General features: G+C 65.5%; 25 protein-coding genes. 12 read left to right on the top strand and 13 right to left on the bottom strand.

Features of this window, described 5'->3' with window-relative positions; genetic code table 11:
• Window positions 1-5: 5 nt before the first annotated feature.
• The 3 genes from LDO22_RS19095 to LDO22_RS19085 are packed head-to-tail and all read left to right on the top strand — an operon-like array spanning window position 6 to window position 3,233.
• Window positions 6-1,355, top strand: a complete 1,350-nt coding sequence (locus LDO22_RS19095) for an acetyl-CoA carboxylase biotin carboxylase subunit (RefSeq protein WP_224025285.1) — start codon at window positions 6-8, stop codon at window positions 1,353-1,355.
• Window positions 1,352-2,257 carry an allophanate hydrolase subunit 1 gene (locus LDO22_RS19090; RefSeq protein WP_224025284.1) on the top strand — a complete coding sequence of 302 codons (906 nt, stop codon included), beginning with the start codon at window positions 1,352-1,354 and terminating at the stop codon, window positions 2,255-2,257. The genes LDO22_RS19095 and LDO22_RS19090 overlap by 4 nt, the downstream gene beginning before the upstream one ends.
• Complete coding sequence (locus LDO22_RS19085) at window positions 2,247-3,233, top strand: biotin-dependent carboxyltransferase family protein (protein ID WP_224025283.1); 987 nt, start codon at window positions 2,247-2,249, stop codon at window positions 3,231-3,233. The genes LDO22_RS19090 and LDO22_RS19085 overlap by 11 nt, the downstream gene beginning before the upstream one ends.
• A 313-nt stretch (window positions 3,234-3,546) precedes the next feature.
• Here the strand turns inward: LDO22_RS19085 and LDO22_RS19080 are convergent, their stop codons facing one another.
• Entirely contained in the window at window positions 3,547-4,023 is a 477-nt protein-coding gene (locus LDO22_RS19080) for a hypothetical protein (protein WP_224025282.1), read from the bottom strand.
• A 500-nt stretch (window positions 4,024-4,523) separates the two neighbouring features.
• Between LDO22_RS19080 and LDO22_RS19075 the strand changes: the two genes are divergently transcribed.
• Both LDO22_RS19075 and LDO22_RS19070 read left to right on the top strand, forming a co-directional pair.
• Window positions 4,524-4,841, top strand: coding sequence for a hypothetical protein (locus tag LDO22_RS19075; RefSeq protein WP_224025281.1), 318 nt, complete (start codon window positions 4,524-4,526; stop codon window positions 4,839-4,841).
• 9 nt (window positions 4,842-4,850) lie between these two features.
• Window positions 4,851-7,565, top strand: coding sequence for a PEP/pyruvate-binding domain-containing protein (locus tag LDO22_RS19070; RefSeq protein WP_224025280.1), 2,715 nt, complete (start codon window positions 4,851-4,853; stop codon window positions 7,563-7,565).
• A gap of 488 nt (window positions 7,566-8,053) precedes the next feature.
• Here LDO22_RS19070 and LDO22_RS19065 read toward each other — a convergent pair whose 3' ends face one another.
• Window positions 8,054-8,584 carry a hypothetical protein gene (locus LDO22_RS19065; protein WP_224025279.1) on the bottom strand — a complete coding sequence of 177 codons (531 nt, stop codon included), beginning with the start codon at window positions 8,582-8,584 and terminating at the stop codon, window positions 8,054-8,056.
• Window positions 8,585-8,856: 272 nt separating this feature from the next.
• Window positions 8,857-9,177 carry a GYD domain-containing protein gene (locus LDO22_RS19060; RefSeq protein WP_224025278.1) on the bottom strand — a complete coding sequence of 107 codons (321 nt, stop codon included), beginning with the start codon at window positions 9,175-9,177 and terminating at the stop codon, window positions 8,857-8,859.
• A 286-nt stretch (window positions 9,178-9,463) separates the two neighbouring features.
• Here LDO22_RS19060 and LDO22_RS19055 point away from each other — a divergent pair, with 286 nt between their 5' ends.
• The 4 genes from LDO22_RS19055 to LDO22_RS19040 all read left to right on the top strand — a co-directional run bounded on the left by LDO22_RS19055 (window position 9,464) and on the right by LDO22_RS19040 (window position 13,888).
• Entirely contained in the window at window positions 9,464-10,150 is a 687-nt protein-coding gene (locus tag LDO22_RS19055; RefSeq protein ID WP_224025277.1) for a DUF998 domain-containing protein, read from the top strand.
• Entirely contained in the window at window positions 10,147-12,783 is a 2,637-nt protein-coding gene (locus tag LDO22_RS19050) for a PEP/pyruvate-binding domain-containing protein (protein WP_224025276.1), read from the top strand. The genes LDO22_RS19055 and LDO22_RS19050 overlap by 4 nt, the downstream gene beginning before the upstream one ends.
• Window positions 12,784-12,821: 38 nt before the next feature.
• Window positions 12,822-13,424, top strand: coding sequence for a TMEM175 family protein (locus tag LDO22_RS19045; protein WP_159632711.1), 603 nt, complete (start codon window positions 12,822-12,824; stop codon window positions 13,422-13,424).
• Between the two features lie 65 nt (window positions 13,425-13,489).
• Window positions 13,490-13,888, top strand: a complete 399-nt coding sequence (locus LDO22_RS19040; RefSeq protein WP_224025275.1) for a nuclear transport factor 2 family protein — start codon at window positions 13,490-13,492, stop codon at window positions 13,886-13,888.
• Window positions 13,889-13,912: 24 nt separating this feature from the next.
• Here LDO22_RS19040 and LDO22_RS19035 read toward each other — a convergent pair whose 3' ends face one another.
• The 4 genes from LDO22_RS19035 to LDO22_RS19020 all read right to left on the bottom strand — a co-directional run bounded on the left by LDO22_RS19035 (window position 13,913) and on the right by LDO22_RS19020 (window position 16,551).
• Complete coding sequence (locus LDO22_RS19035; RefSeq protein WP_224025274.1) at window positions 13,913-14,179, bottom strand: hypothetical protein; 267 nt, start codon at window positions 14,177-14,179, stop codon at window positions 13,913-13,915.
• Window positions 14,180-14,291: 112 nt separating this feature from the next.
• Window positions 14,292-14,789, bottom strand: coding sequence for a hypothetical protein (locus LDO22_RS19030; protein WP_159632714.1), 498 nt, complete (start codon window positions 14,787-14,789; stop codon window positions 14,292-14,294).
• Window positions 14,790-14,942: 153 nt separating this feature from the next.
• Window positions 14,943-15,377: an SRPBCC family protein gene (locus tag LDO22_RS19025; protein ID WP_224025273.1), complete on the bottom strand. Its 435-nt coding sequence runs from the start codon at window positions 15,375-15,377 to the stop codon at window positions 14,943-14,945.
• 718 nt (window positions 15,378-16,095) lie between these two features.
• Window positions 16,096-16,551 (bottom strand): universal stress protein, encoded by a 456-nt coding sequence (locus LDO22_RS19020; protein ID WP_224025272.1) that lies wholly within the window; start codon window positions 16,549-16,551, stop codon window positions 16,096-16,098.
• A 306-nt stretch (window positions 16,552-16,857) separates the two neighbouring features.
• On the opposite strand from LDO22_RS19020, the gene LDO22_RS19015 reads away from it, so the two are divergent.
• Complete coding sequence (locus LDO22_RS19015; protein ID WP_224025271.1) at window positions 16,858-17,325, top strand: Hsp20/alpha crystallin family protein; 468 nt, start codon at window positions 16,858-16,860, stop codon at window positions 17,323-17,325.
• A 49-nt stretch (window positions 17,326-17,374) separates the two neighbouring features.
• Complete coding sequence (locus tag LDO22_RS19010) at window positions 17,375-18,760, top strand: MBL fold metallo-hydrolase (protein WP_224025270.1); 1,386 nt, start codon at window positions 17,375-17,377, stop codon at window positions 18,758-18,760.
• Between the two features lie 141 nt (window positions 18,761-18,901).
• Here the strand turns inward: LDO22_RS19010 and LDO22_RS19005 are convergent, their stop codons facing one another.
• From LDO22_RS19005 to LDO22_RS18995, 3 genes are all read right to left on the bottom strand, one after another.
• The gene (locus tag LDO22_RS19005; protein ID WP_224025269.1) at window positions 18,902-19,906 is read right to left on the bottom strand and encodes an IS481 family transposase; all 1,005 of its coding nucleotides are present in this window, start codon (window positions 19,904-19,906) and stop codon (window positions 18,902-18,904) included.
• 109 nt (window positions 19,907-20,015) lie between these two features.
• Window positions 20,016-21,062, bottom strand: coding sequence for a TerC family protein (locus LDO22_RS19000; RefSeq protein WP_224025268.1), 1,047 nt, complete (start codon window positions 21,060-21,062; stop codon window positions 20,016-20,018).
• Between the two features lie 219 nt (window positions 21,063-21,281).
• Window positions 21,282-22,151 (bottom strand): DUF1295 domain-containing protein, encoded by an 870-nt coding sequence (locus LDO22_RS18995; RefSeq protein ID WP_224025267.1) that lies wholly within the window; start codon window positions 22,149-22,151, stop codon window positions 21,282-21,284.
• 283 nt (window positions 22,152-22,434) lie between these two features.
• On the opposite strand from LDO22_RS18995, the gene LDO22_RS18990 reads away from it, so the two are divergent.
• A complete protein-coding gene (locus tag LDO22_RS18990) occupies window positions 22,435-22,866 on the top strand; it encodes a DUF2177 family protein (protein WP_224025266.1) in 432 nt (143 codons plus the stop codon).
• Window positions 22,867-23,103: 237 nt separating this feature from the next.
• Here the strand turns inward: LDO22_RS18990 and LDO22_RS18985 are convergent, their stop codons facing one another.
• From LDO22_RS18985 to LDO22_RS18975, 3 genes are all read right to left on the bottom strand, one after another.
• Window positions 23,104-23,250, bottom strand: coding sequence for a hypothetical protein (locus LDO22_RS18985; protein WP_224025265.1), 147 nt, complete (start codon window positions 23,248-23,250; stop codon window positions 23,104-23,106).
• 1 nt (window position 23,251) lies between these two features.
• Window positions 23,252-24,637, bottom strand: coding sequence for an OFA family MFS transporter (locus LDO22_RS18980; RefSeq protein WP_224025264.1), 1,386 nt, complete (start codon window positions 24,635-24,637; stop codon window positions 23,252-23,254).
• A gap of 161 nt (window positions 24,638-24,798) precedes the next feature.
• On the bottom strand, window positions 24,799-25,605 hold the full coding sequence (locus LDO22_RS18975; protein WP_159632720.1) for an SPFH domain-containing protein: 807 nt from the start codon (window positions 25,603-25,605) through the stop codon (window positions 24,799-24,801).
• Window positions 25,606-25,645: the final 40 nt, after the last annotated feature.

The following is a 25,645-nucleotide window of genomic DNA, read 5'->3' as shown; positions in this document are numbered from 1 at the left end:
AGCCCATGAAACTGTTCATCGCAAACCGCGGCGAGATCGCCGTGCGGATCGCCCGGACCGCCCGCGACATGGGCATCGAAACCGTCCTGGGGGTCAGCGAGCCCGACGCGGAATCACTGGCAGCCCGGACAGCCGACCACTACGTGGTGGTGGGCCCGGCCCAGGCAACCGCCAGCTACCTGAACCAGGACGCCCTGGTGGCCGCGGCCCTCGAGCAGGGGTGCGACGCCGTGCACCCGGGCTACGGTTTCCTCTCGGAGAACGCCGGCTTCGCCCGGAAGGTGGCAGAGGCCGGCCTCACCTGGGTGGGCCCGAACGCGGACACCATCGCCATGATGGGCAACAAATCCCTGGCCCGGGAAGCGGCAGCCAAGGCCGGCGTCCCCGTGCTCAAGGGGTCTGACGGCCCCCTGGATCCGGAAGCCGACGCCGTCGACATTGCGCGTGCCATCGGCTACCCGCTGGTGGTGAAGGCTTCCGCCGGCGGCGGCGGCCGGGGCATCCGGTTCGTGCACGACGAAAGCGAGCTCCTGGAAACCATCGAGATGGCCCGGGGCGAGGCCGCCGCCGTCTTCGGCGACGCCACCGTCTACCTGGAACGGTTCGTGGAGCACGCCCGCCACGTGGAGGTGCAGGTCCTGGGCGACGGGACCAACTTCATCCACCTCGGCGACCGCGACTGTTCCATGCAGCGCCGATCCCAGAAAGTTCTGGAGGAAGCCCCGGCCCCCAACCTTCCTGACGCCGTCCGTGCCACCATCAGGGAATCCTCCGTGGCCCTTGCCCGCCAGTGCGGCTACCACGGGGCGGGCACCGTCGAGTTCCTCTACGACCCCGTCAACCACGAAGCCGCCTTCATTGAAATGAACACCCGCATCCAGGTGGAGCACCCCATCACCGAGCAGATCACCGGCGTGGACCTGGTGCGCGAGCAGCTGCTGATTGCCTCCACCGGATCCATGTCCATTTCCCAGGACGATGTGCACTTCAGCGGCCACGCCATCGAATGCCGCATCAACGCGGAAGACCCCAGCCACCACTTCTTCCCCAGCCCGGGAACCATCCGTTCCCTGGACTGGCCTTCCGGTGAGGGGATCCGGGTGGACACCGGGGTGGAAGCAGGGTCAGTGGTGAGCCCCTACTACGACTCCCTTCTGGCCAAGCTGGCCGTCCACGCCCCGGACCGGGATGCCGCCATCGCGGCCACCCTGGCGGCGCTGGAGGCAACACACATTGAAGGCGTCAAGACCACCGTCCCCGTCCACCTGGCACTGCTGGTGCGGCCCGAATTCGCCGAGGTCAGCCACCACTCCAAGTTCATTGAAACCGCAGCCGACCTCATGGGGGCAAAATGACCACCGAAGCCGCCGTCCTCCCGGGTGCGCGCTACACCTGGGGCGGGGACGAATTCCTGTTCGTGGAAGTCTCCGAAGCGATGAGCCTGCCCGCGAACTTCAAGGTCATGTCCATCGCCGGCAGGCTATCCGACGCCGGGCTTCCGGGAATCGTGGACATCTGCCCGGCCAACGCATCCCTGCTGGTGCGCTTCGACCCCGACGTCCTGCCTCCGGAACAACTGGAAACAGCTGTGCGCGGCATCGAGCGGGACCTGGCGTCCCACCAGGAACGGGCACTGGAGACCCGGATCGTTGAAGTCCCGGTCTGGTACGAGGACCCGTTCACCGCAGAAGTGGCAGAGCGGTTCCGCGAAGGGTTCCACCAGGAGCCCGAAGGCAGCGACATCGACTACGCGGCCAAGGTCAACCACCTGAAGGACGCGGCGGAGTTCATCCAGCGGCACCACGAACAGCCGTGGCTGGTGTCCATGGTGGGCTTCGTGGCCGGGCTGCCGTTCCTGTTCCAGCTGGTGGACCGCGACAAGCAGCTGGAGGTCCCCAAATACCTGAGCCCGCGGACCGACACCCCCAAGCTGACCGTGGGGCACGGCGGATGCTTCGGCTGCATCTATTCCGTCCGGGGTGCCGGCGGGTACCAGATGTTCGGCGTGGCCGCTGCCCCCATCTTCGACCCCGACCAGGCCCTGGCTGACTTCAAGGACTTCATGGTGTTCTTCCGCCCCGGGGACATCGTGAAATTCAAACCGGTCACGGAAGCGGAATACAACGCCATCCAGGCGGAGATCTCCGCCGGCACCTTCCGCTACCGGCAAGCGCCGGTAACGTTCGAGCTGTCCAGGGCGCTGGCCGACCCGGAAGGCTACAACCGTGAACTCATGGAGGCCCTCAATGGCATTTGAAATTGGAAACCCCGGCCTGGCCACCACGGTCCAGGACCAGGGGCGCACGGGCCACTACAACGTGGGCATCCCGCAAAGCGGCTCCATGGACCAGTACTCCGCGGAGCTGGGAAACGCCCTGGTGGGAAACACGGCACGCGAAGCGGTCCTTGAGTGCACCTACCTGGGCCCGGTGCTGACCACCGACAGCGACGCCGTCATCGCCGTCACCGGCGCCCCTGTGGAGGTGAAGGTCAACGGGGAGCCGCGGCCCCAGTGGAGCCGCCTGGTCCTGAAGGCCGGGGACCAGCTTTCCTTCGGCGTCATCCAGGGCGGCACCCGCTACTACATCGCGGTCCAGGGCGGCATCGACGTCCCGGAGGTGCTGGGCAGCCGGTCCACGTACAGCCTGGGTGCCATCGGCGGATTCAAGGGCCGCAAGCTCGAAGCGGGCGACGTTGTCCCCGTGGGCGCTCCCCTCAACGGGGGAAGGCTCCCCCAGGCCGAAAGCGTCCCGGATGAATTCCGGCCTGTTTTCGCCAAGGAGCAGGAAGTCCGGATCGTGCTGGGGTTGTACGACCACCGCCTGACCGAGGAAGGCCTGGGCAATCTCCTCAACGAGGAGTGGAAAGTGACGCCCGTGGCTGACCGGATGGGTCTTCGCTACTCCGGACCGGGGGTCAAATGGAAGGAGCGGGAACAGCCGTTCGGCGCCGGCTCGGACCCTTCCAACATCGTGGATGCGGGGTATGCCGTGGGATCCATCCAGATTCCCGGTGGCACCCAGCCGATCATCCTGCACCGGGATGCCGTCTCCGGCGGCGGCTACGCGATGGTGGGCACCGTGATCAGCGCGGATATGGACCTGGTGGCCCGGGCTGCGCCGGGAACGGCGACCCGGTTTGCCGCTGTCAGCCTGGCTGATGCGCTGGCTGCCCGCAGGGATCTTGCCGAACGCCGGACCAAGGCCTGGGCGGCACTGGGCGCCAACCGCTGACGGGCAGCGGCACCCCGTACGCAAAGCCTCGGTGTGATCCGACATTGAGCGCAGGCCGGCGCCCACGGCCTGCGTTCGTACTACGCCCAAAGTCACTTTAGACCGCGTAGGTGTTGATAACACCGGAGGGAAGGCCCCTCCTGGGAGGGGCCTTCCAGATAACCGTTGGAATTCCTCTGGTCAGGTCCGCCGTGATGCTTCCCCTCCCCGCCCTCATCCACGCTACGGCGCGAGCAGTTTAAGGGGGTGCAGACAGAGCAGGCATTCCTTCTGAAGCAGACGGTCAGGTGGTCACAGAATAAGCGTGGGCTCCCTACGCGAGCAGTGCGCAGATATCCGTCACATCCCCGGTACCACTGAAGACTCTCGCTTCAGTCCCGTCCGCGTTGAGGGCAAAGTTGAAGTTTCCCTCCAACAAGTAAAGGCCAGGTTTCTCCGATTTTGCCTCCCGGGCGTTGAGGACAACATTGAGTCCCGTCACCGTGACTTCTGTTGTGCCGTCAGCCTGCAATTCGCCGTGCGTAGTGCCGGTAATCAAGTAGGTCACTGACTCTCCGGTTTTGAGGTTGGTTACGGTGACTCTCTGCCCCGGGGAGGCGATCACGAATTGGTCGCCTGGAAGCTCTATAAACTTTGACTTGCCGGTCACAAGCAACTCGACAGGGTACTTGCATAGTTGGTTGGCTTTGAAAGTCACATCCAGAAGAACATCGCCTGAGGCGGCAGTTGCGGGGCCAACGCCTGTGATCATGGCAAAGAACACGACGCACATAGCTAACAGTTTCTTCATCGAAACTCCGTTCAAGAATCTATTTGAGCGCGCACAAAATTCGTTTGAGCTGCGTTCAGGGGGAGGGTGCGATTACTCGGGGATTATTTTCGGTATCGGCGGTAGGCCCCAACGAAGGTGGGTCCGCAGATAAATTGCGGTGCGGGACGCAAAGCGTCTGCCTTTTACCGCATCATTCCTTACTTGACGTAAGTTCGGCTGCTGAATCAAGTAGCAGGTATTACTAGGTGCTCGGATATTAGACCGCTGGTTCCTGGACTGTGAACCAGGAGATAAAGAAATAGGTCCCCCTATTAGGACATAGGGTAGGCCCCTAACGTTCCCTCAACAGTCAACGGCCTCCTCCCGCTTCGTCCTGCAGGCAGCGGGCAGCAAATGGGCCGCAGGCAATAGATCGCGGCACTGAGGCACGCAAAGTAGGGTATTTCTCCCCCTGTGCGCAAGCCGCCGGCGGGTTTACGGTGATCCGCATCAGCGTCCACCGCCGTCGAGGAGCCATCATGGCCGGGTTTGTGCAGATCATCGAATTCACGTCCTCCCGCATCAAGGAGATCGAAGAGCTGGGCCGCCCCTCCCGAACCGAGGGAACCACTCCGCCCACCTTCCGGCACATCGTTGCCACCGCTGACCGGGACCATCCAGGGCACTACTTCACTATCGTGGACTTCGATTCATTCGACTCGGCCATGGAAAATTCCGGCCGTCCGGAAACATCCGAGTTCGCTGCCCGGATGGCCGCGCTGTGCGATGGGCCCGTGATCTTCCACAACCTGGATGTCCTGTGGGAGGACGCCGGGCAAGGTGCAGGCAACGCCTAGCAGCCGGACATGGCTTCCCTGGCTCCCGGTCCGGACCGGGGCGGCGACGGCACGGGACTGGTCATCAAGCTCGCTGACGTGGCCTCAGCGTCGCTGGCCACCGCGGGCGGGAAGGCGATCAACCTGGGCCGGCTTGCCACGGCGGGCTTTCCCGTTCCGCCGGGCTTTTGCCTGACCACCGCAGCCTACCGGGAGGCCACCCCCAAGGACGTGGACGCCATAGCCGCCCGGCTGCACGGGGCCGCCGGCACCGACACGAAAACAGGGTACGACGGCGGGCGCGGCCTTCCGGACGAAGACCGGAACCAGCTCGCGGCCCAGGCCAGCGGAGCCATGGCGGCAGCGCCGGTACCGCCCGGCGTCGAGACCGCCATCCGTGACGCGTACGCCGCGATGGGCGGCGGGCCGGTGGCGGTGCGTTCGTCCGCCACCGCCGAAGACCTGCCCTTTGCCAGCTTCGCCGGGCAGCAGGACTCCTTCATGGATGTAGCCGGCGCCGACGCCGTCGTCCAGGCCGTCCGTCGCTGCTGGGCCTCGCTCTGGACCGACCGGGCGGTGGCCTACCGTGCAGCCAACGGGATCAGCCAGCGGGAGGTGGGTCTCGCCGTCGTGGTTCAACGCATGGTGGACGCCGCAGCCGCGGGCGTGCTGTTTACCGCCAACCCGGTGACCGGCACACGGACGGAAACCGTCATCGATGCCGGCCACGGGCCGGGGCAGCCGGTGGTGTCCGGCGCGGTGAATCCGGACCATTTCAGGGTGGAGACGGCATCGGGCCGGGTCCTGCAGGCACCGCAGGTCCGTGCGTCCGGCTTGACGGACGCAGAGCTCCGGGAACTGGCTTCCCTCGGTGACGCGGCCCAGCGGCTGCTAGGTGCGCCCCAGGATGTGGAGTGGGTGATCGACGCCGGCGGCACGGCCTGGCTCACCCAGTCGCGGCCCATCACCACGCTGTATCCGCTGCCCGAGGAAGCACCAGCCGGGGCCGGCCCCGCCGCTGATGGGCAGGCCCGTGCCTACCTGTGTGCCACCCTCCTGCAGGGACTAACCCGCCCCATCACACCCATGGGCCTGTCCGTCCTGGGGATCATGAGGAACACCAAGGGGCCATGGAAATACGCGTCCCCGGGGCTGCGGCTGTACGTGGACCTGACGCCCGCGATCCGCAACGCGTACGGACGCCGGTGGCTGCTGCGGGTGCTGCCCTTGGCGGACGGCAGGTCAGCGGCGGTCGTTCCCGCATTGCTGGATGACCCGCGCTTCAGCGTTGTCCGGTCCGCGCCCGGCAGACGGAGCAGGAAACACCGCCGCGGCGGGACCCCGGCATCGGCGGCGAAGGCGAACGCGAACGCCGGAATCAGCAGCGTGTGGACGGTGGTGGCCCTTTTCCCGGCCATGGCCCGGGCCGTGCTGCGGCCGGAGGCGGAACTGCGCCGGGCACGGCGGTACCAGGACCAGTTGGACACCCTGCTGCAACTGCCCGGACCGGCCACGGCAGCGCAGCGGCTGCAGCACGCGGAGGGCGTCCTGGGCAGCACGGTTGACGGGATCATCCAGTCCTCCCTGCCGGCCCCCTCCGCGGGCTATGTAATGCTGGCCGCCGCCCGCAGGCTTCTGCGCGGGATCGCGAAGCCGCGCGAGCTGGAGGCAGTGCTGCGCGGGCTGCCGCACAACGTGACCACCGAGATGGACCTGGAACTGTGGCGCGTGGCGGCGGACATTGGCAAGGACCTGGAGGCACGGAAGGCGTTGATGGAGCAGCGGCCGGACCAGCTTGCCCGGCGCTACAGGGCAGGCACCCTGCCGGGGATTGCACAGGAAAGCCTGCGTGGGTTCCTGGCCAGGTACGGCCACCGTGCCGTGGCGGAAATCGACCTGGGGATGCCGCGCTGGGCCGAGGAACCGGACCACCTGTTGGGGATCATCTCCAACTATCTCCGCGTGGAGGATCCGGAGCAGGCCCCGGACCGCCAGTTTGCCCGCGCCGCCCAACACGCGGATGACCGCGTGCAGGAGCTCGTGGGACGGGCGGCGGCCAGGAGCCGGCTCCGGGGACGACTGGTTGCGCTGTGCCTGCGCCGGGTGCGGCAGCTCTCCGGGCTGCGGGAACTGCCCAAGTTCTACATCGTGCTGGTGTTGGCGGAAATGCACCGGCAGCTCGACGCCATCGGCGACGAACTGGCGAAGACCGGCTCCATTGCCCATCCCGGCGACGTCTTCTTCCTCGATTTCGGCGAACTGCGCGTGGCCCTTCGCGGGGCGGACGTCAGGAAGCTGGTGGCTGAGCGCCGCCGGATGTACGACGTCGAGCTGCGGCGCCGCCACGTCCCGCGCCTTTTGCTCTCGGACGGCACGGACGTCGAGGCTGCCATGATGGCAGCCTCCGCCGCGCAGCCGGGCCCGGCGGCCGCGGACCGTCTCACGGGAACGCCGGCGTCCGCCGGCACCGCCACCGGAAAGGTCAGGGTGGTCCTGGATCCTGTGGGTGCCCATATTGAGCCGGGCGAAATCCTGGTGGCCCCCTCCACCGATCCCGGCTGGACCCCGCTGTTCATGACGGCAGGTGCCTTGGTGATGGAGATGGGCGGGGTCATTTCGCACGGCGCGGTGGTGGCCCGCGAGTATGGCATCCCCGCCGTGGTGGGTGTTGCGGACGCCACCGAGCGGCTGCGCGACGGCCAGAGCGTCACCGTGGACGGGGCCGCCGGAACTGTGGCGTGGTGAGGCCCAAGGACGGGTTTTCGCTCAAGATTGGGACAATAAATCCCCTCAATGGACAAAAGCCCTACCGAATGCCGGTTGCTGCTTCCTAAGGTGTTCACAAGCTCGACCAGGGGGAACAATCTTGCTCACTACGGACGCATCTACAAGCAATATCGCTGACAGGGCCGGCAACGTTGAGCCCGCCAGCCCAACTGGTCTGCCCGCAGCCCACCGGCCCGTTCCTGCGCCGCCTCGCAACGGACCCGCACCCACCCAGACGCCGGTCCCCAGGGTCAGCGGCCGCGAGCGCGAAGTCCAGCAGCTGATCTACGATCTCGCGCTTCTCGCCGCCAGGCAGTGTCCGCAGTAACCCGCCCAAGCAGCGGCAGGCCGCCGTCGTAAATTCCGACGGCGGCCCGCCAGCCACGAATGACCGAATCTACCTGCGGGCGGGTCTCCTCTTTCCGTTAATCAAGTAGAGCGCTTTTGGTCCGTTTTACGGCTTCCTTTTATGCGAGTCTGGCACAAATATCGATGCTGGTCCCGGACGTTTTTAGGGACGTCAGAGTGAATGAGCCGTCGTCGACGACGGTGTAGACAATGCGGCCATAGAACTGTGTGCTGCTGGGGCCTTTGGGCGTGTCTGAAGGAAAGAGAATGATCCCGGCAGTTCCCGTTTCTGTGATGGTCAAGGTGTCGCCATTGTCCACGATGGTCCGGTTGGAACCAGTGGGCCTTATTGTCAAGGACTCACCTGTGTCGAGGTTCGTGTAGGTCAGGGTGTACCCCCTCCCCGCCTGCAGGATGCGAACGGGATCGCCTTGCCTGTCGTAAAAGGTCCTGACAGTTACGTTCGAGCCGGACGCTTCGACGCGCAGGGGAAAGTCCGGGCATGCTTCTCCGGCGAGCAAATCCGCGGAGAAGTCGCCGGGTGCCGGCCCTTTTTCCGGGGGTGCAGCAACTGCTGATGGTGACATGGTGAGCAGTGCGGCAACAATCATGGCAGATGGCGCAAAAATATGAGCCTTTGTGAATTTCATCTGATTCTCCGTGTACTCGGCAGCCGTCTTTGGCTGCTAAAAAATGGAAACAAGTAACGCAAGAGATGCGCATTGAGAGTGGGAGTGGAGTGATGCCGTGCTTCATACGGCAGGGGGAGACCCAGAATACGTCCGCGTTCCTGTTGTGGAAAGTACCTGCGGTTATCTGGCTGCATTATTGTCGAAAAATTGAGCGACAGTTTTCCCATTGGACCGGCAGGCCGCCGTCGTAAATTCCGACGGCGGCCCGCTGGCCAAGGCGCGTCACTCCCCTACTGTCCCGGTGCCCGGTAGGACGGGGTCTTCTTGGCGGCCGCGTCGATGTCCTCCACGGTGAGGAGCGGCTTCAGCCGGACATTGACGGTCCCCGACGAATTGATCAGCAGCGACAGCGCGGCAGCACTTGCGTCGTCCGGCGCCTCAAAAACGCCCAGGACGTCGTAGTACCCAAAGGCGTAGTAGAAGCTTTCCAGCGTTCCGCCCACGGATTTCAGCGCCTCCGCAAGGGCATCACGCCGCGCGGTTCCGCCTTCCTGCATAAGCCCTTTAATGCCCTGGCCCACGTACGTGGCTTCAAACGGATACTTCGGCATGGTCTTTCCTCCTGGCCTGTCCCGCGGCGCCTCGTTCCGTGCTTTGCCGGGACCGGCGCCGATAAGGCGGAACGTATTCCCCGGAACAGCGGCAGTCAATATCCCGGGATACCCAATAACAGGAGTAGGGGAAAGGGCTCCGGCGCTTACCGCAGCCCCAAGGCCGTTCGGCCCTAGCGGGGCACGGCGGCCGGGAACAATCTGGAACAGGTAGGCGTCGGGGCCAACGCCCGCGTGCCCTGCGCCGGGCCGCTTGCTGGAGCGCGGGCTCTGAGGACATCCCACCATGTCAGTTGCAGGAGGACGGCTCCCCGGGCGCGGGCGGGCTCTGCTGTTCAACGGCCACCGCAGTGAGGCCCTGCGCATCACCCTCCTTGCCGCCGGACCGCTGTCATCACTGCTTTACGTGGTGTTCACCGACGGCATCGCGGCCTCCCAATGGGCCGGTTACCGCCGCACGGAACAGATGGTCAGCGAACTGTTCGCCGTGGGCTCCCCCGGCTACCCGGTCCTGGTCCCGTTCACGTGGCTCTACACGGTGCTGTTCACCGCGTTCGGGGTGGGCGCCTGGAACTCGGTCCGCGGGAACCAGGCCCTGCGCATCGGCGCCGGGCTGCTCACCGCCTACGGGCTCTGGAACATCATCGGCGCACTCTTCCCGCTGCGCCTGGGCGACGACTCCTCCATCCCCGCGCACATCGTGGCCACCAACGTGCAACTGGCCCTCATGGTCGCAGCAATGTGCTTCGTCGCGGCAGGATTCCACGGCCGGATGCGCGCCTACTCGATCGTCTCGCTCGCACTGTCAGCCCTCATGGGTATGGTCGCGTTCATGGCAGCCCCGGGACCGAACCTCGTCTTGGGCGTCGGCGAGCGCATCAGCATCGGGGCGTTCCTGCTATGGGTTGCGGTCCTGGCGGCAGTGCTTTGGAAACGGCCGACGGCGGCCGACAGTAAGGGGGCATCGTCATGACCTACGTCATGGACCTGGGCGACGTGGACCGGAGCGACATCGCCGGGGCGGGTGGCAAAGCCGTGGGCCTGGGCGGCCTTATCCGGGCCGGGCTGCCGGTCCCGCCGGGGGTGGTCCTCACCACCGCCGCGTACGCTGATTTCACTGCCGGGAACAACCTCGGGGCGGCCATTCAGGAGTTGGCCGCTCTGCCACCTGATGCGTCGCCGCAGGAGTATGAGCATGCGTCGGCGCTGATCCGGACCCTGTTCCGCAAAGGCTCCATGCCTGCCGCCATCCAGGCCGAACTTGAGTCAGCGTATGAACGCCTCGGCGGCGGGGACACCGCCGTGTCGGTCCGCTCCTCCGCCACGGCCGAGGACCTCGCCTCCGCCAGTTTCGCCGGGCAGCAGGAAAGCTACCTCAACATCCGCGGCCTGGACGCCCTGGCCAAGGCCGTCATCAACTGCTGGGCCTCCCTCTGGACGGCGCGCGCCATGGCCTACCGTGCCCGCGAAGGCGTGCTGCCCGGCCAGGTGCGTCTCGCCGTCGTAATCCAGCAGATGGTGGAGGCCGAGGCAGCCGGGGTGATGTTCACGGCCAACCCCGCGAACGGCCGCCGCGACCAGACGGTGATCAGCGCCGCGTGGGGCCTGGGCGAGGCCGTGGTCAGCGGTCAGGTCACCACCGACGACCTGACCGTGGACGCCCACACGGGCACAGTCCTCACGCGGCAGACAGCCGACAAGGAGGTCATGACGGTCCTGACGGAGGACGGGACGGCTGAGGAAAAGGTGGCGGAAGCCCGCCGTCGTGCGCCGGTCCTGGACGATGCCGCGGCGGCCGAGCTCGCCGCCCACGGACAGCGGATCGCCGACCACTTCGGGGCCCCGCAGGACATCGAGTGGGCCAGGGCGGACGGCACGTTCTTCCTGCTCCAGTCCCGCCCCATCACCGCGCTGCCCGGACCCGCGGCGGACGTCCCCACGGAATGGCCTGTCCCCTACCCCAAGGGCCTCTACTTCCGGGCGAGCATCGTGGAGCAAATGCCGGAACCGCTCACCCCGCTCTTCGCCGACCTGGTCGACGGCTCGGTGTCCCGCTCGCTGTCCGCCCTGATGAACCAGGCGCTGGGGCCGGGCTCCCTCCGCGAGGGCGACGTCCGCTTCCCCACCGTCAACGGCTACGCCTATTACTACTACCGCACCTGGCCCATGCTGCGGATGACGGGCAGGACGGTGCCGGCCATGGGGGCACTGTTCGGCGGCAAGGCGCATATGGGCGTCGCGGGCTGGCGCGACTACTCGCATCCGCGCTACGAACGCATCATCAAGGACTGGTCAGCGAAGCCACCAACGGAGCTTTCGGGAGAGGAGCTGCTGGCGGGCGTGCGGGCCCTCCTGGACGCCGGAACCGTGTACTACACCGCCGTGCAGTCCATCATCCCGATGGCCGACATGAGCGAACTGTCCTTCCGGGCCTGCTACAAGGCTGTCCGGCGCGAAGGCGATCCCGCGGCCCAGGAGTTCCTACTGGGCTTTGACAGCGAGCCCATCCGGGCGGAAAAGTCCCTGTACGACCTCGCGGGCTGGGCGCGCAGCGATCCTTCCCTGGTGAAGGCATTGCTTGAACGGCCGACGCCGGAACTCGCCGAGTGCCTGCGGACAGGTTCCACGCCGGAGGGCGTGGAGGACGTGTTGTGGCAGGAATGGCGGTTCACCTTCCAGGAACATCTGGACCTCTACGGGCACGCGGTCTACAACCTGGACTTCGCCACCCCCGTGCCGGCGGACAACCCGTCCGCGCAGCTGGAAACGGTGAAGTTCTACCTGCGCGGGCAGGGCACCGACCCGCATGAGCGGCAGCGGCTGCAGACCGAGCGGCGGGAGGCACTGACCCGGGAGGTGGCGTCGCGCCTGGGCCCGCGGCGCCGGGCCCTCTTTCTCCGGGTACTGAAATGGGCGCAGGAGACAGCGCCGGTGCGTGAGGATGCCCTGGCCGACGTCGGACTCGCCTGGCCGCTGCTGCGGCGGATACTGCGGGAACTCGGCCGGCGCCTGGTGCTGTCGGGTGTCATCGCCGCACCCGACGACGTGTTCTGGCTGCGCTTCCAGGAACTTCAGAGTGCGGTGGAGTTTGGGCTGGCGGACGTGGAGGCCAATGTTTCCCTGGCCGGTGCGTCGCGGCCGGTCCGGGCCGCCGCCGTCGAGGAACGCAGGATACTGTGGCGCGGCCAGGCGAAGGCCGAAGCCCCGCAGATGCTGCCGCAAAAAGCGTGGATGGAGAAGGCCTTCGGCTCGATGATGCCGGCGGGATCGCAGCGCCAGTCCGGCGACGTGATCAAGGGCGCGGGTGCGAGTTCCGGCCGGGTGACTGCGCCTGCCCGCGTGCTGCGCGGTCCCGAGGACTTCGGCCTGATGCAGCCCGGCGAAGTGCTGGTGGCACGCATGACCACTCCGGCCTGGACGCCGTTGTTCGCGATGGCCTCTGCTGTGGTCACCGATGTGGGCGGGCCGCTGAGCCACAGCTCCATCGTGGCCCGCGAGTACGGCATCCCGGCCGTCCTGGGCACGGGGGTGGCGACGCAGCGGCTGGCCGGTGGACAGAAGGTAAGCGTGGACGGCGACGCGGGCACCGTCACCATCGTCGTGTGAGGCCCCTGTCCACGTGACTTTGCGTGCATGATGTTCGGGTGAATAAAAACCGGCTTGAGGCTTTCAGCGACGGCGTACTGGCGATCATCATCACCATCATGGTGCTGGAACTGCACACGCCCGAGGAACCCACGTGGGCAGGCGTCGCCGCCATCCTGCCCACGATCTTCACCTACCTCCTGAGCTTCGTGTATGTGGGGATCTACTGGAACAACCACCACCACATGATCCACCTCGCCAGCCGGGTGAGCGGGGGCATCCTCTGGGCCAACCTCCACCTGCTCTTCTGGCTGTCCCTGTTCCCGTTTACCACCCGGTGGATGGACGAGTCCGGTTTCCTGCAGGTTCCCGTGCTGCTGTACGGCGTCAACCTTTTGTGCGCCGCGATCGCCTACTTCATCCTGGAGCGGCGGCTGATCGCCGTGCAGGGCAAGGATGGGGCCCTGGCCCAGGCCGTAGGCAAGGACTGGAAGGGCAAGGCCTCGCCGCTGATCTACCTCACCGGCATCGCCCTCACCTTCGTTCAGCCGCTGCTGGGAGTCGCGGTCTTCACCATCGTCGCGCTGATCTGGCTGGTTCCGGACCGGCGGGTGGAACACTTTGTGGTGACGGCCCACCAGGACAGCGCCGGGCAGGCGTAACCACCGGTTACTGCACCGGTGCTTTCCCCCTTGCCGGGCCCGCACGGCACGGGTACCTTGACGCCATGAGTGACCGCGAAGACTTCATTCAGTGGGTCAAAACGACCCTGCACGACGCGGAAGTCTCCCTGCACAACGGCGACGCGGACCCCCGGCGCGCCATCTGGTCGCAAGGTGAGCCGGTGAGCATCCTGGGAGCCTTCCGCAACGCCTACGGGCTGGCAGAAGTAGAGCAAATCTTCAGGTTCCTGGAAAACAGCTTTTCCAACTGCACATCGTACGAGTTCGAGTTGCAGGCATGCGACGTCATAGGAGACATGGCCTACACCGCCGGCATCGAACGCATCTCATTCCGCCGGGACGGCGAGCCCACCGGCCTCACGCTCCGGGCCACGCAGGTCTACCGGCGCGAGGGCGGGCAGTGGAAGGTTGCTCACCGGCATGCCGATGCACTTGCCGTGTGACCACCCGCAGGCTTGTCGCTCCGGCTACTCCCCCATGCCCGGGTGCACGGGAACGAAGTCCAGTTTGTTGCCGGAGTTGGTACGGCCTGCCGGAGTCCGGTTGAAGCCCTTCGCGTCGAGGCCGTTCTGGGCGCGGAACTCGGCGAGCGCGGCGTCGTAGGCGTTGTTGAGGACCCGACCGGAAAACTCGCCGGTGCTGCCATCGTTGAAGGCAATCCGGATCCGGACACTGGCCGGGTAGTGGCGGTTCATGCGGACGAAACCGTCGGCGTCCTGCTGGAGAGTGATCACGGGGTCCTGCTTTCGTTGGGGGGTGCAGCCTCCAGTGTGACTGCCTCACGCTAGGGCACCAAACAGCAGCGGCGGCACCCAGCCGTGGATGCCGCCGTCGTCATTCAATGGCTCAGCAGTGCACCGGGCTGTAGAACGCTGCTCCCCAGCTGAATTTGTCGGTCGAGTTAGGCCCGAAGCTCGCGTCCAGTGTGATGCACTGGCCACCGACCGGTTGGGTGTCCGTGTAGACCGGTCCCGCATAGTAGGAGTAGTAGTCATGCGAAACATCGTCCGGGCCGTAGGAAGGGTACCTGCCGATCATGTTCTCGCGGTACATCCTTACCCCGTAGGTGGGGCCATAGGCGTAGGCCACTGAGCAGTTCTTGCGTGCTGTGGAGTTCCAGTACACGTCAATGGACCCGGTTTTGGTACCCGGCTTTCCGTACCGGTAGTCCTTGCTGTAGCTGGGCACGGTGATGGGGTGCGACCCGATATAGGTGTAGCCCGTGCCGCACAGGTTCGCGGCGTCGGCAGGAACCGCCGCCACCAGGGATGCCCCGGCGGTCAGTGCGACGGCGACAAGCGCCGATAAGCCTTTGAATTTCAATTTGCCCTGCGGGACCTTCATGATTTCTCCAACGTGGTGGGTGGCTCGATGCAGCTGGCGCGCTGCAACGCAGGGCCATATAAGCACACCGATTGGATGAAATGACAGGGCGCGGGATGGGGAGTCCTCCCCTGCGTGCTCGTCCCGCAAGGCATTGGCTTGGGTGCCGGCCTCCTACTGCGCCTCGAGGACTGTTTTGAGCTGTGCCAGCTGGGCTACCTCCTGGTCCATGGTGCGCTGGACCATCGGCCCGACGAGTTTCATCAGTCCCTTGGGGTGCAGGTCCAGGGTGAAGCGGACCGTTGTCCCGCCGTCGGATGGCCCGAGGTGGTAGGCGCCGGACGGGCGGGCAGGACCGGCCACCACCTGGAAGCCGAGGAGCCTGCCGGGTTCGGCGGCGGTGATCTCGTAGTCGCCGTCGATGGGCCGGCCGCCGGGTCCGCTCAGCGTCTGCTTGTATACCGCGCGAAGCATTCCGGGAGTGCCGCTCTTCAGCGAGATCGACTGAACGCCTGCACGCCAGGCCGTGTTGTTCAGCCCGTCGGCCAGGAACGCATATACCTCGTCGGGCGAACGGCTGATGGTGATCTGGTTCTCGGCGTGAGCCATGGTACCCCCTAAGCGTATCTTTTCGTGTCCGGCTATCCCGGCGCCAAGGAACAATCTGCCATCTGCGGCCCGTCCGGGGAAGGCCTGAACGACCCGAACCGCCCCCGGGCTTCGCGTTCCTGGGCCCTATTCTCCAAACGCCGTTCATACTCCTGCTGGCCGGTCACCCTTTCGCCCTGCGCGGCACCCCGGGCTGCCGGCATATAGCGGAGCTGCCCAGCGGGTGCCGAAAGCCGGCGTCGCTTCAGGCAGGAACGTGTGGCCGGACATGGAGATTCCCGAGGATGTGTTCAGGAAGAGTTTGGTGCGTCAGCCCCCCACTACCGCTGACGCCACGCAAGAGCTTAGCGGCGGCGAACCTCCCAGCTGGTCGGTTCCGGCGGAAGTCGGGCAATCCTTCCCGACTCCTGCGCCAACCCTGCGGTTGGGCACGACCCGGGGCCTCCAAATACGGCACACTGTGGCAGTCAAAGGGGGAAGCCCACCAGTCTCCACACACAGAACCTGCAGGTACCTTCGCGATCTCGCTAAGAGAAGGCTCGGACATCCTCATGTCCTGAACAACCCGGCGTCATCTGATGGTTACCTGCAGGCGCTTTAAGTTTAGGACCGGACCCGCTCTTCCAACAGGGGGCAGTACCATTCCGCCAAACTTTCCTGGGTTTCGAACGGCCCCACCTGAACCGACCGCCAGGACCGGCCAGTGCCTTCCCAGGAATCATGCCCTGGTATGGACCACCAGGACAGGACATTGGGCGTAGTTGACCACCTGGGCTGAGACAGAACCCATGTGCAAACCGGGAAATCCTCCATGCCCCCGGGAACCGATGACTATGAGGTCCGCGTCATTGGCGGCATCGAGAATTGCCGACGCCGGTGAATGCGTGTTCACCAGCTGCCCTGCTGCCGGTACGCCTGCATCTTCGGCGGACTTCAGCGCCTCATTTTGGAGTGTCCGGGCGATTTGCTCCGGAGACGCTTCGGCCGCAATTTCACCCGCCGCCGTTTCCAGGACAGCCGGATACCACGCCATCGCCGGCTTGTTCCAGGCGGTAATCAGGCGGAGCTGCCCGTTGCGCCGGGGTGCCTCGTCCAAGGCCCAGGCCAGTGCTGCCTGGGAATGTTCGGAACCGTCAAAACCCACAATTATCAAGAACGAACCGGTGCCGGCCATGTGGCTTCCTTTCACTGTCCCACGGATGCTGAAGATCCGTTCATGGTCCTGGGGGCGGACGGTGGGTACGGGCCGCATCCGTATGGTCGGGCACCTGTCCCGACCACAGAGTACAGCGTGTTGCCCGTGTGCCGGCAGGGGCGGAAACCCCTGTTTTCCACGGCAAAAACCTGCATGCAGCCGTGCGTGACGGGCTCCGGCAGGAGGGCCTTTTGTCTCTATCAGCCCAACGTTCGCGGGTATTAACTGGACTGACTCCGGCACCTCAAGAGTGCCTTCCGCTGCATCGAATTTGGAGAAACTGCCGTGTCTGATCTGCTCAAATGGTCCCCGTTCTCCAGCTCCCGGAGGACCTCCCCGTTCACCGCCGTATTGCGGTCCCCCTCTGACCTGCTGGACTCCGTGGAGCGTATGTTCGACTCCGCAGCGGGGCCCGCCCCCATCCGCGTCGATGAGTATGTCGACGGTAAAACCCTGGTGGTGCGGGCCGAAATGCCCGGCGTAGACCCTGACAAAGACATCGAAGTCACCATGGACGAGGGCTACCTCCGGATCCGCGCCGAGCGCCAGGAAAAGGAAGAGCACAAAGAGAAGGGCCGCTACCGCTCAGAGTTCCGTTACGGATCCTTCAGCCGGAACATCCCGCTCCCCGACGGAGTAAAGGAAGAAGACATCAAGGCCACCTACACGAACGGGGTCCTGGAAGTCCGCGCGCCGCTTCCCGACGAAGCGCAGGCCACAGAACCGAAGAAGCTTCCCATCACCCGTGGCTAGCGCGGGTACTTTTCCCTCCACCGCCACAGCGCGATAACAAGGAGCAGGCATGGGAGAACAGCATTCCCCGATGCTGCAGTTTCTCGGCGCCACGGACACGGTGACGGGTTCCCGGTACCTGGTCCGTTCACAAGGACACCAGGTCCTGGTCGATTGCGGGCTCTTCCAGGGCTACAAGCTCCTCCGCGACCGTAACCGCATACCGTTCCATGTCACGCCGGCCGACATCGATGCAGTCGTCCTCACCCATGCCCACCTGGACCACAGCGGGTATGTCCCTGCCTTGGTGCGCGACGGTTTCCACGGTCCCGTCTATGCAACACCTGGTACCGCAGAACTGTGTACCCTGCTGCTTCCTGACAGCGGCTACCTTCAGGAAGAGGAAGCCCGCTACGCAGATCACAGGGCGTCATCATCCCACCATCCCCCCAGGCCCCTGTACACCGCCGAAGATGCCGTCCGTTCACTCAACAACTTCAAGACCCGGGACTTTGACCGCCCGTTCCCCCTGCCCGGAGGAATCGAAGCATCATTCCTTCCCGCCGGCCACATCCTCGGCGCCGCACAGGTGCATCTCAAAGTGGCCGGACGCACCATCCACTTCACGGGAGACCTCGGGCGCGCCCATGACCCCCTGATGTACGCGCCGTGCGGCCTTGAGCCCGTGGATGTGCTGGTCACGGAATCCACCTACGGGAACCGTGCACACCCGGCAGGAGATCCTGAGACTGAACTGGGGGAAATCATTACCAGGGTGGCCAAGCGGCAAGGAGTCATCCTGATCGCAGCGTTCGCTGTGGGCCGGGCCGAAACAGTGCTGCTGCACATCTCGCGCCTCCTGGCGAGACACGCAATCCCCTCCATCCCGGTCTACCTCAACAGCCCGATGGCCATCGATGCTTCCGACATGTACCAGCGCCACCGCGAAGAACACCGGCTCAAGCCACACGAATTCGAGGCCATGTACAAGGTGGCGACGCCTGTCCGCAGCCCTGATGAGTCCAAACTGCTCAATCTCCGCGGCGGCCCCATGATCATCATTTCCGCCAGCGGCATGCTCACCGGCGGCAGGATCCTGCACCACCTCACTGCCTATGGACCTGACAGGCGCAACGCCATCATTCTCAGCGGCTACCAGGCAGGGGGAACCCGGGGCGCCTCCCTCGCCGCAGGCCAACAGCACCTCCGGATCTACGGCCAGGACGTCAGTATCGAGGCGGAGGTCATCCAGATGGAAGGGCTGTCCGCTCATGCGGACTCCGACGAACTGATCCAGTGGATGAAGGCCGCGCCCCAAGCGCCGGCAATGACCTACATCACCCACGGAGAGCCGGATGCCTCTGATGCCCTCCGGGCCAGGATCAAACGTCAGCTCGGTTGGAGGGTCCGCGTCCCGGAGCACATGGAAACCATCTCACTGGACAAGCCGCGTTGAAAAGGGATTGCAGCCCCCTGCCCTCCGGCACGTAAATCCTCCCCACTCGCTCGGTTGCCTGTCATCAGGGCGACGGCAGCACCCTCCTGGAGTGCCGCCGTCGTACGTCCTGCCCTGCGAGCCGGCCGGCGGCTAGCTGTACTAACCCGGTTGGTTGGTGACACGGCTGGCGGGTGAGGCGCCTTTGAGTGCAGTGTGTGGCCTGCGCTGATTGTAGTACTCGATGAAGTCGGGGTAGCAGGATTGCCGTTCGGCTTCTGAGCTGTAGGCCTTGGCGTAGGCCCATTCTTCTTGCAGGATGCGGTTGAAGCGTTCGACCTTGCCGTTGGTTTGGGGCCGGTACGGCCGGGTGCGTTTGTGCCTGATCCCGGCTTCGCCCAGGACTGCTGCGAAGGCGCGGGAGCGGTAGCAAGCGCCGTTGTCCGTGAGCACCCTCTGGATTTTGACGCCCTGGGCGGCAAACGCGGCGATGGCGTTGCGCATGAACGCCGACGCGGTCTCTTTGGTTTCGTCCGGCAGGATCTCGGAGTACACGAACCGGGAATGGTCATCCACGGCGTGGTGCAGGAAGGTGTAGCCGCGAACCTGGCCGCGGTCCTTGGGCCGGCCTTCCGCGACGTTCCGGGCCCTGGAGTTCGCTTCGCCCTGCACCCGCCCGTGGATGCGGTGTCCACCACCGTTGGGGATCCGGCCGAGCTTCTTGATGTCCACATGGATCATTTCCCCCGGCCAGGCATATTCGTACCGGTTGGCGCGGTCCCGGCCACGGACCCTGATCCCTGTTGCCGGGTCGGTGAACCGCAGCGGCGGACAAAGGTAGCGGCTCAGGATGCGGTGCACCGTGGAGACGTTCAGACGCAGGTGGTAGGCGATCCGTGCCGGACCCCAGCGCCGGTTCACCCGCAGCCCCAGCACGCGCCGCTCGGTGCGCACCCGGGTCCTGTGCGGGCAGGTCAGGGGCCGGCTCCTGCGGTCCTCCAGCCCTGCCTCGCCCAGTTCCAGGTAGCGGCGGGACCAGCGCGCGGCCGTCGGGACGGAGACGTTGAACCGCTCAGCAGCCCGGCGTAACGGCCACCCATCCACCACAATGCACCGGGCCAGCTGCAGACGACCCGAATGAGCCAAAAACGCGTTACGGTGGGACACGAGGACCTCCTGGTTTGTGTTCGCTCTCGACAAGCACCACACAACACCCGGAGGTCCTCTTATTGCGTCAAATCCGTCCCCGAGTCACCAACCTGCCGGGACAGTACAGCTAGCGGGCCCCAGCCGGCGTATCCGAGTCCTCGCCTGCGCGGGCATCAACGTCACCTGTGACTGCATGTCCGCCCCCGCTGCCGGGACGGCGGCGGGTCTTGGCCAGGCTGGCCACCGTGGCCACCAGGATCGTGGCGCCGATGAACAGCAGGGAGAACCAGATGGGGATCTCGGGCACCCAGAGGAGCGGCTGGCCGCCATTGATGAAGGAGAGCTCGTTGACGTGCAGCGCGTGGAAGACCAGCTTGACGCCGATGAACGCGAGGATGACGGCGAGGCCCTGCGCGAGGTAGACGAGGCGCTCCAGCAGGCCGCCGATAAGGAAGAACAGCTGCCGCAGGCCCATGAGGGCGAAGGCGTTGGCCGTGAAGACGATGTACGCTTCGCTGGTCAGGCCGTAGATCGCGGGGATCGAGTCAACGGCGAAGATCAGGTCCACAAACCCGATCGCGATGATGGTGAGCATCATCGGCGTCACGAACCGCTTGCCGTCCAGCTTCACGGTGAGCCGGTCCCGGTGGTAGTCCGGGGTGACCGGCAGGACACGGCGGACCAGTTTCATGAATTTGCCGTCAGCCGGGTTGACGTCGTGGCCGCCGAAGGCCTGCTTGTACGCGAGGAAGAGCAGCAGGGCGCCGAAGATGTAGAACACCCAGGAGAAGTTTTCGATCAGGGTGGCGCCAATGGCGATGAACCCGCCGCGGAGGATGAGGGCGATGATGATGCCCACCATCAGCACCTTCTGCTGGTACTTCTTGGGAACGGCGAACCCGGTCATCACGATGAGGAAGACGAACAGGTTGTCCACGGACAGGGCTTTTTCGGTGAGGTACCCGGCGAAGTACTCGCCGCCGTACGTCCAGCCGGACACCATTCCGATCCCGGCGCCGAACACCAGCGCGAGCCCGATGTAGAACGCCGACCAGCGCGCCGATTCACCGATGGACGGTTCGTGGGGTTTGCGGACGTGGGCGAAGAACTCGTAAACGAAGAACAGGATGGTCACAGCAATGGTGATGATCCAGACGAGGGGTGTTACCTGCATGGCGGGTACTCCAAAGGGTAGGCGCTGACATGTACGCCAAGGTCTCCTCCGCCCGGTGGGAACCGGAGCCGGTGGCCCGGGATGCTTCGCTGCATCCGTATTGACGGGCCACGCACAGTCGGGAGTACTCCCCTTGATGGGTTAAATCGTAACTGATCAACGGGCGACGGCGGCACCCGGTTCCGGATGCCGCCGTCGTAATCATGCTGCGGCAGAGCCCTACTTTAGCTTGGGCACTAGGACAGGAGTGTTCCTCTTGTACTCCTCGTAGTCGGCCTGGCCGCCCCACTTCTTGTCCGCCTTCTTCTCCAAGGGCGGCACGCCGCTTCCCTTGATCAGCAGCAGGGCAACGAACACCGGGGAGATCAGCGCCGCCCACTGCCAGCCCTGCAGGACGGGAAGGGCGATGATGGCGACACCCACCCACAGCGTGATCTCGCCGAAGTAGTTGGGGTGGCGGGACTTGGCCCACAGGCCGGTGCTGATGAAGCGGCCCTTGTTGGCGGGATCGTCCTTGAACCGGTTCTTCTGCAGGTCCGCCGCGGTCTCGATGGTGATGCCCACGAGCCACACCAGCAGGCCGACCCAGAAAAACCAGTCCAGGCCCACCTTCTTGTCCGACGTGATGGCCACCCACGCGAGCGCCGCGGTGAGCACCACCCACAGGCCCTGGATGGTCCAGGTGTTCAGGAAGCGGAAGAAGTCCGGCTTGAGTTCGTCAAAGCGGTCGTCCTTGCCGTGCTTGCTGATCCGCAGGAACAGGAAGCTGCCCAGCCGCGCGGCCCACAGCACCACCATGGCCGCCAGCAGCATGCCGCGGGCATCCACGCCGGGGGACGCCAGCACCAGGAACACCGTGATGGAGATGTAGGTCAGGGCGCCGGTGAGGTCGTAGAACTTCTCCGTCTGCGCCTTGTAGGACGGGATGAAAACCAGCCACTGGATCACGAAGGCAATGGCGACCGCCAGTGCGAACACAGGGAACCCGCCGATCCTGGACCCGCCTTGGCTTCCGGCGAGGGCGATGAGCACCGCCACCACCACGGCGATGATGGTGCTGATGAGGGCCTTGCGGCTCTTTTCGTTCACGGACAGATTCCTTTCCCCTGGTCCGCCGCGCGCTGCTGCACGGCCGGTACCCGTCCGCGCCTCTCCGGGCACGGCTATATCCAACAACAACTCAGCCCTGGTGGCCTTGTCCACTAAGTGTTCGGAGCGGCGGCCATCCTGTATGGGGTGGAACCGGCACGGTCGCCGGCTTCACTCCTGCAAGAATGCGGATCCGGGCAGTCCACACCCGGCTGTGGCTGCGAACCACTCCTGAACCGCACCCGAGCCGCACGCGAACCGCACCCGAGCCAAGGAGCCCGCCATGAGCCCCCGCACCAAGAACTGGCTGACCGCCTACGTTGTCAGCGCCCTGATTTTCGCCGTGCTGGATGTGGTGTGGATCCTGCTGGTGGCCAACCCGCTCTACCGGAGCCAGATCGGCCACTTGCTGGGGGCCAAGACCAACCTGCCTGGCGCGGTGCTGTTCTATGTCATCTTCGTGGCGGGAATGGTGCACTACGGCATCCGGCCCAACGACTCCCGGGCTACGCTGCGGCAGCGGGTCACCGGCGCTGCGCTGTTCGGGTTCTTCACCTACGCCACCTGGGCGCTGACCGGGTTCGCCGTGCTGAAGGACTTCACCGCGCTGGTGGCCGTGACGGACATTCTCTGGGGCGCCGCGGCCTGCAGCCTGGTCACCTGGGTCACGGCCAGCATCCTGCGGCGGCGGCTCATGAAGCCTGCTGCGGCCTGACCGCCGGCACCCGCGTCACGGACGGCACGCTTTAGGCCCACGAACGGCGGCGAACCCCCGGAAAACCGGGGCCGCCGTCGTCCGCTCCCGCCGAAACCCTGCTCTGCGTGACGCCCGGGCGCACAGACTGGCCCGGTTTTCAGCGCCGAGCGGGGGAAGCAACGGGCAACCCCCGCGGTTCGGTCGCCAAAACCGGGCCAGCGTGACACCAAGGGCCCGGCGCAAGAACTCAAGAACTCAACCGAACAGGGCCGCCACCTGGGTCAGCGTCTGGAAGACGCCGTAGGCCAGCGGGATCCCCACAAGGACCCAGGCCAGGACCAGCCTGCCCGTGGACTTGTTGACCGGCTCGTGTGCGCCGTGGGTGTGTGCGGTGCTGCTCATTTCAGGCCTCCATGGTGGATTCGTGCCGCTCGGGGCGGGATTCGTGGAACCGTGCGTCGACGGGCTTGACCAGCAGGTTGGCCACAAAGCCAATCACCAGCAGCGCCACCATGGTCAGCAGCGCCGGCTGGTAGGACACCGCATTCAGCTGGCCGGGCTTGCCCTGCGCATCCAGGATGCTGTTGACGATCAGTGGCCCGGCCACACCGGCGGCGGACCACGCGGTCAGCAGCCGGCCGTGGATGGCGCCCACCTGGAACGTCCCGAACAGGTCCCGCAGATAAGCCGGAACGGTGGCAAAACCGCCCCCATAGAACGAGATGATGACGAAGGCGAGCACCACGTAAAGGGCCGTGGCACTGGACCCGGCCAGCGCCAGCACCGTGTACAGCACGGCACCCACGCCCAGGTACACCATGTAGATCCGCTTGCGGCCCGTGACGTCGGAGGTGGCGGACCAAACGAACCGGCCGGACATGTTGCCGATGGACAGCAGCCCCACGAAACCAGCGGCCACGCCGGCGCTCACCAGGGACTTGCCGTCGGACTGCCGGAAGAAGTCCTGGATCATGGGCGCGGCCTGCTCCAGGATGCCGATGCCGGCCGTGACGTTGCAGAACAGCGCCACCCACACCAGCCAGAACTGGCGCGTCTTGATGGCGTTCTTGGCCGAGACGTTCTCGGTGGTCACCAGCTTGGCCGCCTTGACCTTGGAGGGGTCGAACCCGGCGGGGCGCCACCCGTCGGCGGGCACCCGGACGGTAAACGCGCCGAACAGCATGTAGGCGAGATAGACGACGGCGAGGGTCAGGAAGAGCTTGCCCACGGCATCACCGCTGGCAACCCAGCCCTGGGCACCGGAGTTGGGATCGTACGCCTTGAGCAGGGCCTGGGATACCGGGCTGGCGATCAGTGCGCCGCCGCCGAAGCCCATGATCGCCATGCCGGTGGCCAGGCCCGGCCGGTCCGGGAACCACTTGATCAGCGTGGACACCGGCGAGATGTACCCGATGCCCAGTCCGATGCCGCCCACCACGCCGTAGCCCAGGTAGACCAGCCAGAGCTGCCGGGTGAAGATGCCCACCGAACCGATGAGGAAGCCGCCCGCCCAGAACATCGCGGACGTGAACATCGCCTTGCGCGGGCCGTTGGTGTCCACCCAGGTGCCCATGACCGCGGCGGAAAGGCCCAGCATGACGATGGCGATGGAGAAGATCACGCCCACCTCGGTCAGGCTGGCACCGAAGTGCTTCACCAGCGCGGTCTTGTACACGCTGGTGGCGTAGGCCTGCCCGATGCACAAGTGGACGGCGAGCGCCGCCGGCGGGACCAGCCAGCGGTTGAAGCCCGGCGGGGCGATGGAGTGGTCACGGTCCAGGAAGCCCATGGTTGATTCCCTTTGCTTGTCGAAGACGTCGATGTCTGATCGATCCAGAGGCGAAAGACCTTGACGAGCCCAGGCCCCTTGCCTTGGGCAATCATCATGCAAATCATCAGCAAACGTACTGTTGGCGCGCCGAACGGCGGGGATTTTACGGCGAGCGGCGGTCAGGCGGCCTTGATGGGCGGTTTACCGGCGGAGGCCGCCTGGCCCTCCCGGGCCAGGAAAGCCGACAGTTCGCCGATGGTGCTCATGAGCGGCGCGGGGAACACCACGGTGGTGTTCTTGTCCACGCCGATTTCCACGAGGGACTGCAGGTTCCTGAGCTGCAGGGCCAGCGGGTGGGCCATCATGGTGTCCGACGCGTCGCCGAGCGCCGTTGCGGCGATGGCCTCGCCTTCGGCGGCGATGATCTTGGCCCTCTTCTCACGTTCAGCTTCAGCCTGGCGGGCCATGGCCCGCTTCATGCTTTCGGGCAACTGGATATCTTTCAGCTCAACGAGGGTGACCTCCACGCCCCACTCGACGCTGAGCACGTCGAGGATTTGCCGGATGTCAGCGTTGATCCGCGCGGTCTCGGACAGGGTCTGGTCCAGGGTGTGCTGGCCCACGACTTTCCGCAGGGTGGTCTGGGCGATCTGGTCGATGGCCGCGGCAACGTTTTCGATCGCGACAATGGACTTCACGGCGTCCACCACGCGGTAGTAGGCCACCGCTGAAACATCCACGCTCACGTTGTCCTGGGTGATGATGCCCTGGGACTGGATGGGCATGGTGACGATCCGCAGGCTGACCAGCGGCAGCCGGTCGATGACCGGGACGATCAGCCGCAGCCCGGGCTCCCGCACGCCGACCACCCGGCCAAGCCGGAAGAGCACACCCTTCTCGTATTGGCGCACAATCCGGATGGACATCCTCGCCACGATGAGCAGCAGGATGACGACAACAACCGCAATGACGGTGGTGGGGTCCATCAGGATCCCCTCCTGAAGTACTGGGTGGGACCTGCCGGAG

Origin of the sequence: Arthrobacter sp. NicSoilC5, from assembly GCF_019977395.1 — a bacterium.
In the GTDB taxonomy this organism is placed as follows: Bacteria; Actinomycetota; Actinomycetes; order Actinomycetales; family Micrococcaceae; genus Arthrobacter.
Note: the sequence above shows the minus strand (reverse complement) of the source record. Positions and strands in the feature narration are given on the sequence as shown.

Coding starts and splice junctions, on each gene's coding strand:
- LDO22_RS19070 (WP_224025280.1), top strand. CDS start 4,851: ATGGCTTCCCTGGCTCCCGGTCCGGACCGGGGCGGCGACGGCACGGGA.
- LDO22_RS19055 (WP_224025277.1), top strand. CDS start 9,464: ATGTCAGTTGCAGGAGGACGGCTCCCCGGGCGCGGGCGGGCTCTGCTG.
- LDO22_RS18980 (WP_224025264.1), bottom strand. CDS start 24,637: ATGGGCTTCCTGGACCGTGACCACTCCATCGCCCCGCCGGGCTTCAAC.
- LDO22_RS19000 (WP_224025268.1), bottom strand. CDS start 21,062: ATGCAGGTAACACCCCTCGTCTGGATCATCACCATTGCTGTGACCATC.
- LDO22_RS19095 (WP_224025285.1), top strand. CDS start 6: ATGAAACTGTTCATCGCAAACCGCGGCGAGATCGCCGTGCGGATCGCC.
- LDO22_RS19010 (WP_224025270.1), top strand. CDS start 17,375: ATGGGAGAACAGCATTCCCCGATGCTGCAGTTTCTCGGCGCCACGGAC.
- LDO22_RS19025 (WP_224025273.1), bottom strand. CDS start 15,377: ATGGCTCACGCCGAGAACCAGATCACCATCAGCCGTTCGCCCGACGAG.
- LDO22_RS19060 (WP_224025278.1), bottom strand. CDS start 9,177: ATGCCGAAGTATCCGTTTGAAGCCACGTACGTGGGCCAGGGCATTAAA.
- LDO22_RS18990 (WP_224025266.1), top strand. CDS start 22,435: ATGAGCCCCCGCACCAAGAACTGGCTGACCGCCTACGTTGTCAGCGCC.
- LDO22_RS18975 (WP_159632720.1), bottom strand. CDS start 25,605: ATGGACCCCACCACCGTCATTGCGGTTGTTGTCGTCATCCTGCTGCTC.
- LDO22_RS19050 (WP_224025276.1), top strand. CDS start 10,147: ATGACCTACGTCATGGACCTGGGCGACGTGGACCGGAGCGACATCGCC.
- LDO22_RS19065 (WP_224025279.1), bottom strand. CDS start 8,584: ATGAAATTCACAAAGGCTCATATTTTTGCGCCATCTGCCATGATTGTT.
- LDO22_RS19040 (WP_224025275.1), top strand. CDS start 13,490: ATGAGTGACCGCGAAGACTTCATTCAGTGGGTCAAAACGACCCTGCAC.
- LDO22_RS19080 (WP_224025282.1), bottom strand. CDS start 4,023: ATGAAGAAACTGTTAGCTATGTGCGTCGTGTTCTTTGCCATGATCACA.
- LDO22_RS19030 (WP_159632714.1), bottom strand. CDS start 14,789: ATGAAGGTCCCGCAGGGCAAATTGAAATTCAAAGGCTTATCGGCGCTT.
- LDO22_RS19090 (WP_224025284.1), top strand. CDS start 1,352: ATGACCACCGAAGCCGCCGTCCTCCCGGGTGCGCGCTACACCTGGGGC.
- LDO22_RS19020 (WP_224025272.1), bottom strand. CDS start 16,551: ATGGCCGGCACCGGTTCGTTCTTGATAATTGTGGGTTTTGACGGTTCC.
- LDO22_RS19075 (WP_224025281.1), top strand. CDS start 4,524: ATGGCCGGGTTTGTGCAGATCATCGAATTCACGTCCTCCCGCATCAAG.
- LDO22_RS19085 (WP_224025283.1), top strand. CDS start 2,247: ATGGCATTTGAAATTGGAAACCCCGGCCTGGCCACCACGGTCCAGGAC.
- LDO22_RS18985 (WP_224025265.1), bottom strand. CDS start 23,250: ATGAGCAGCACCGCACACACCCACGGCGCACACGAGCCGGTCAACAAG.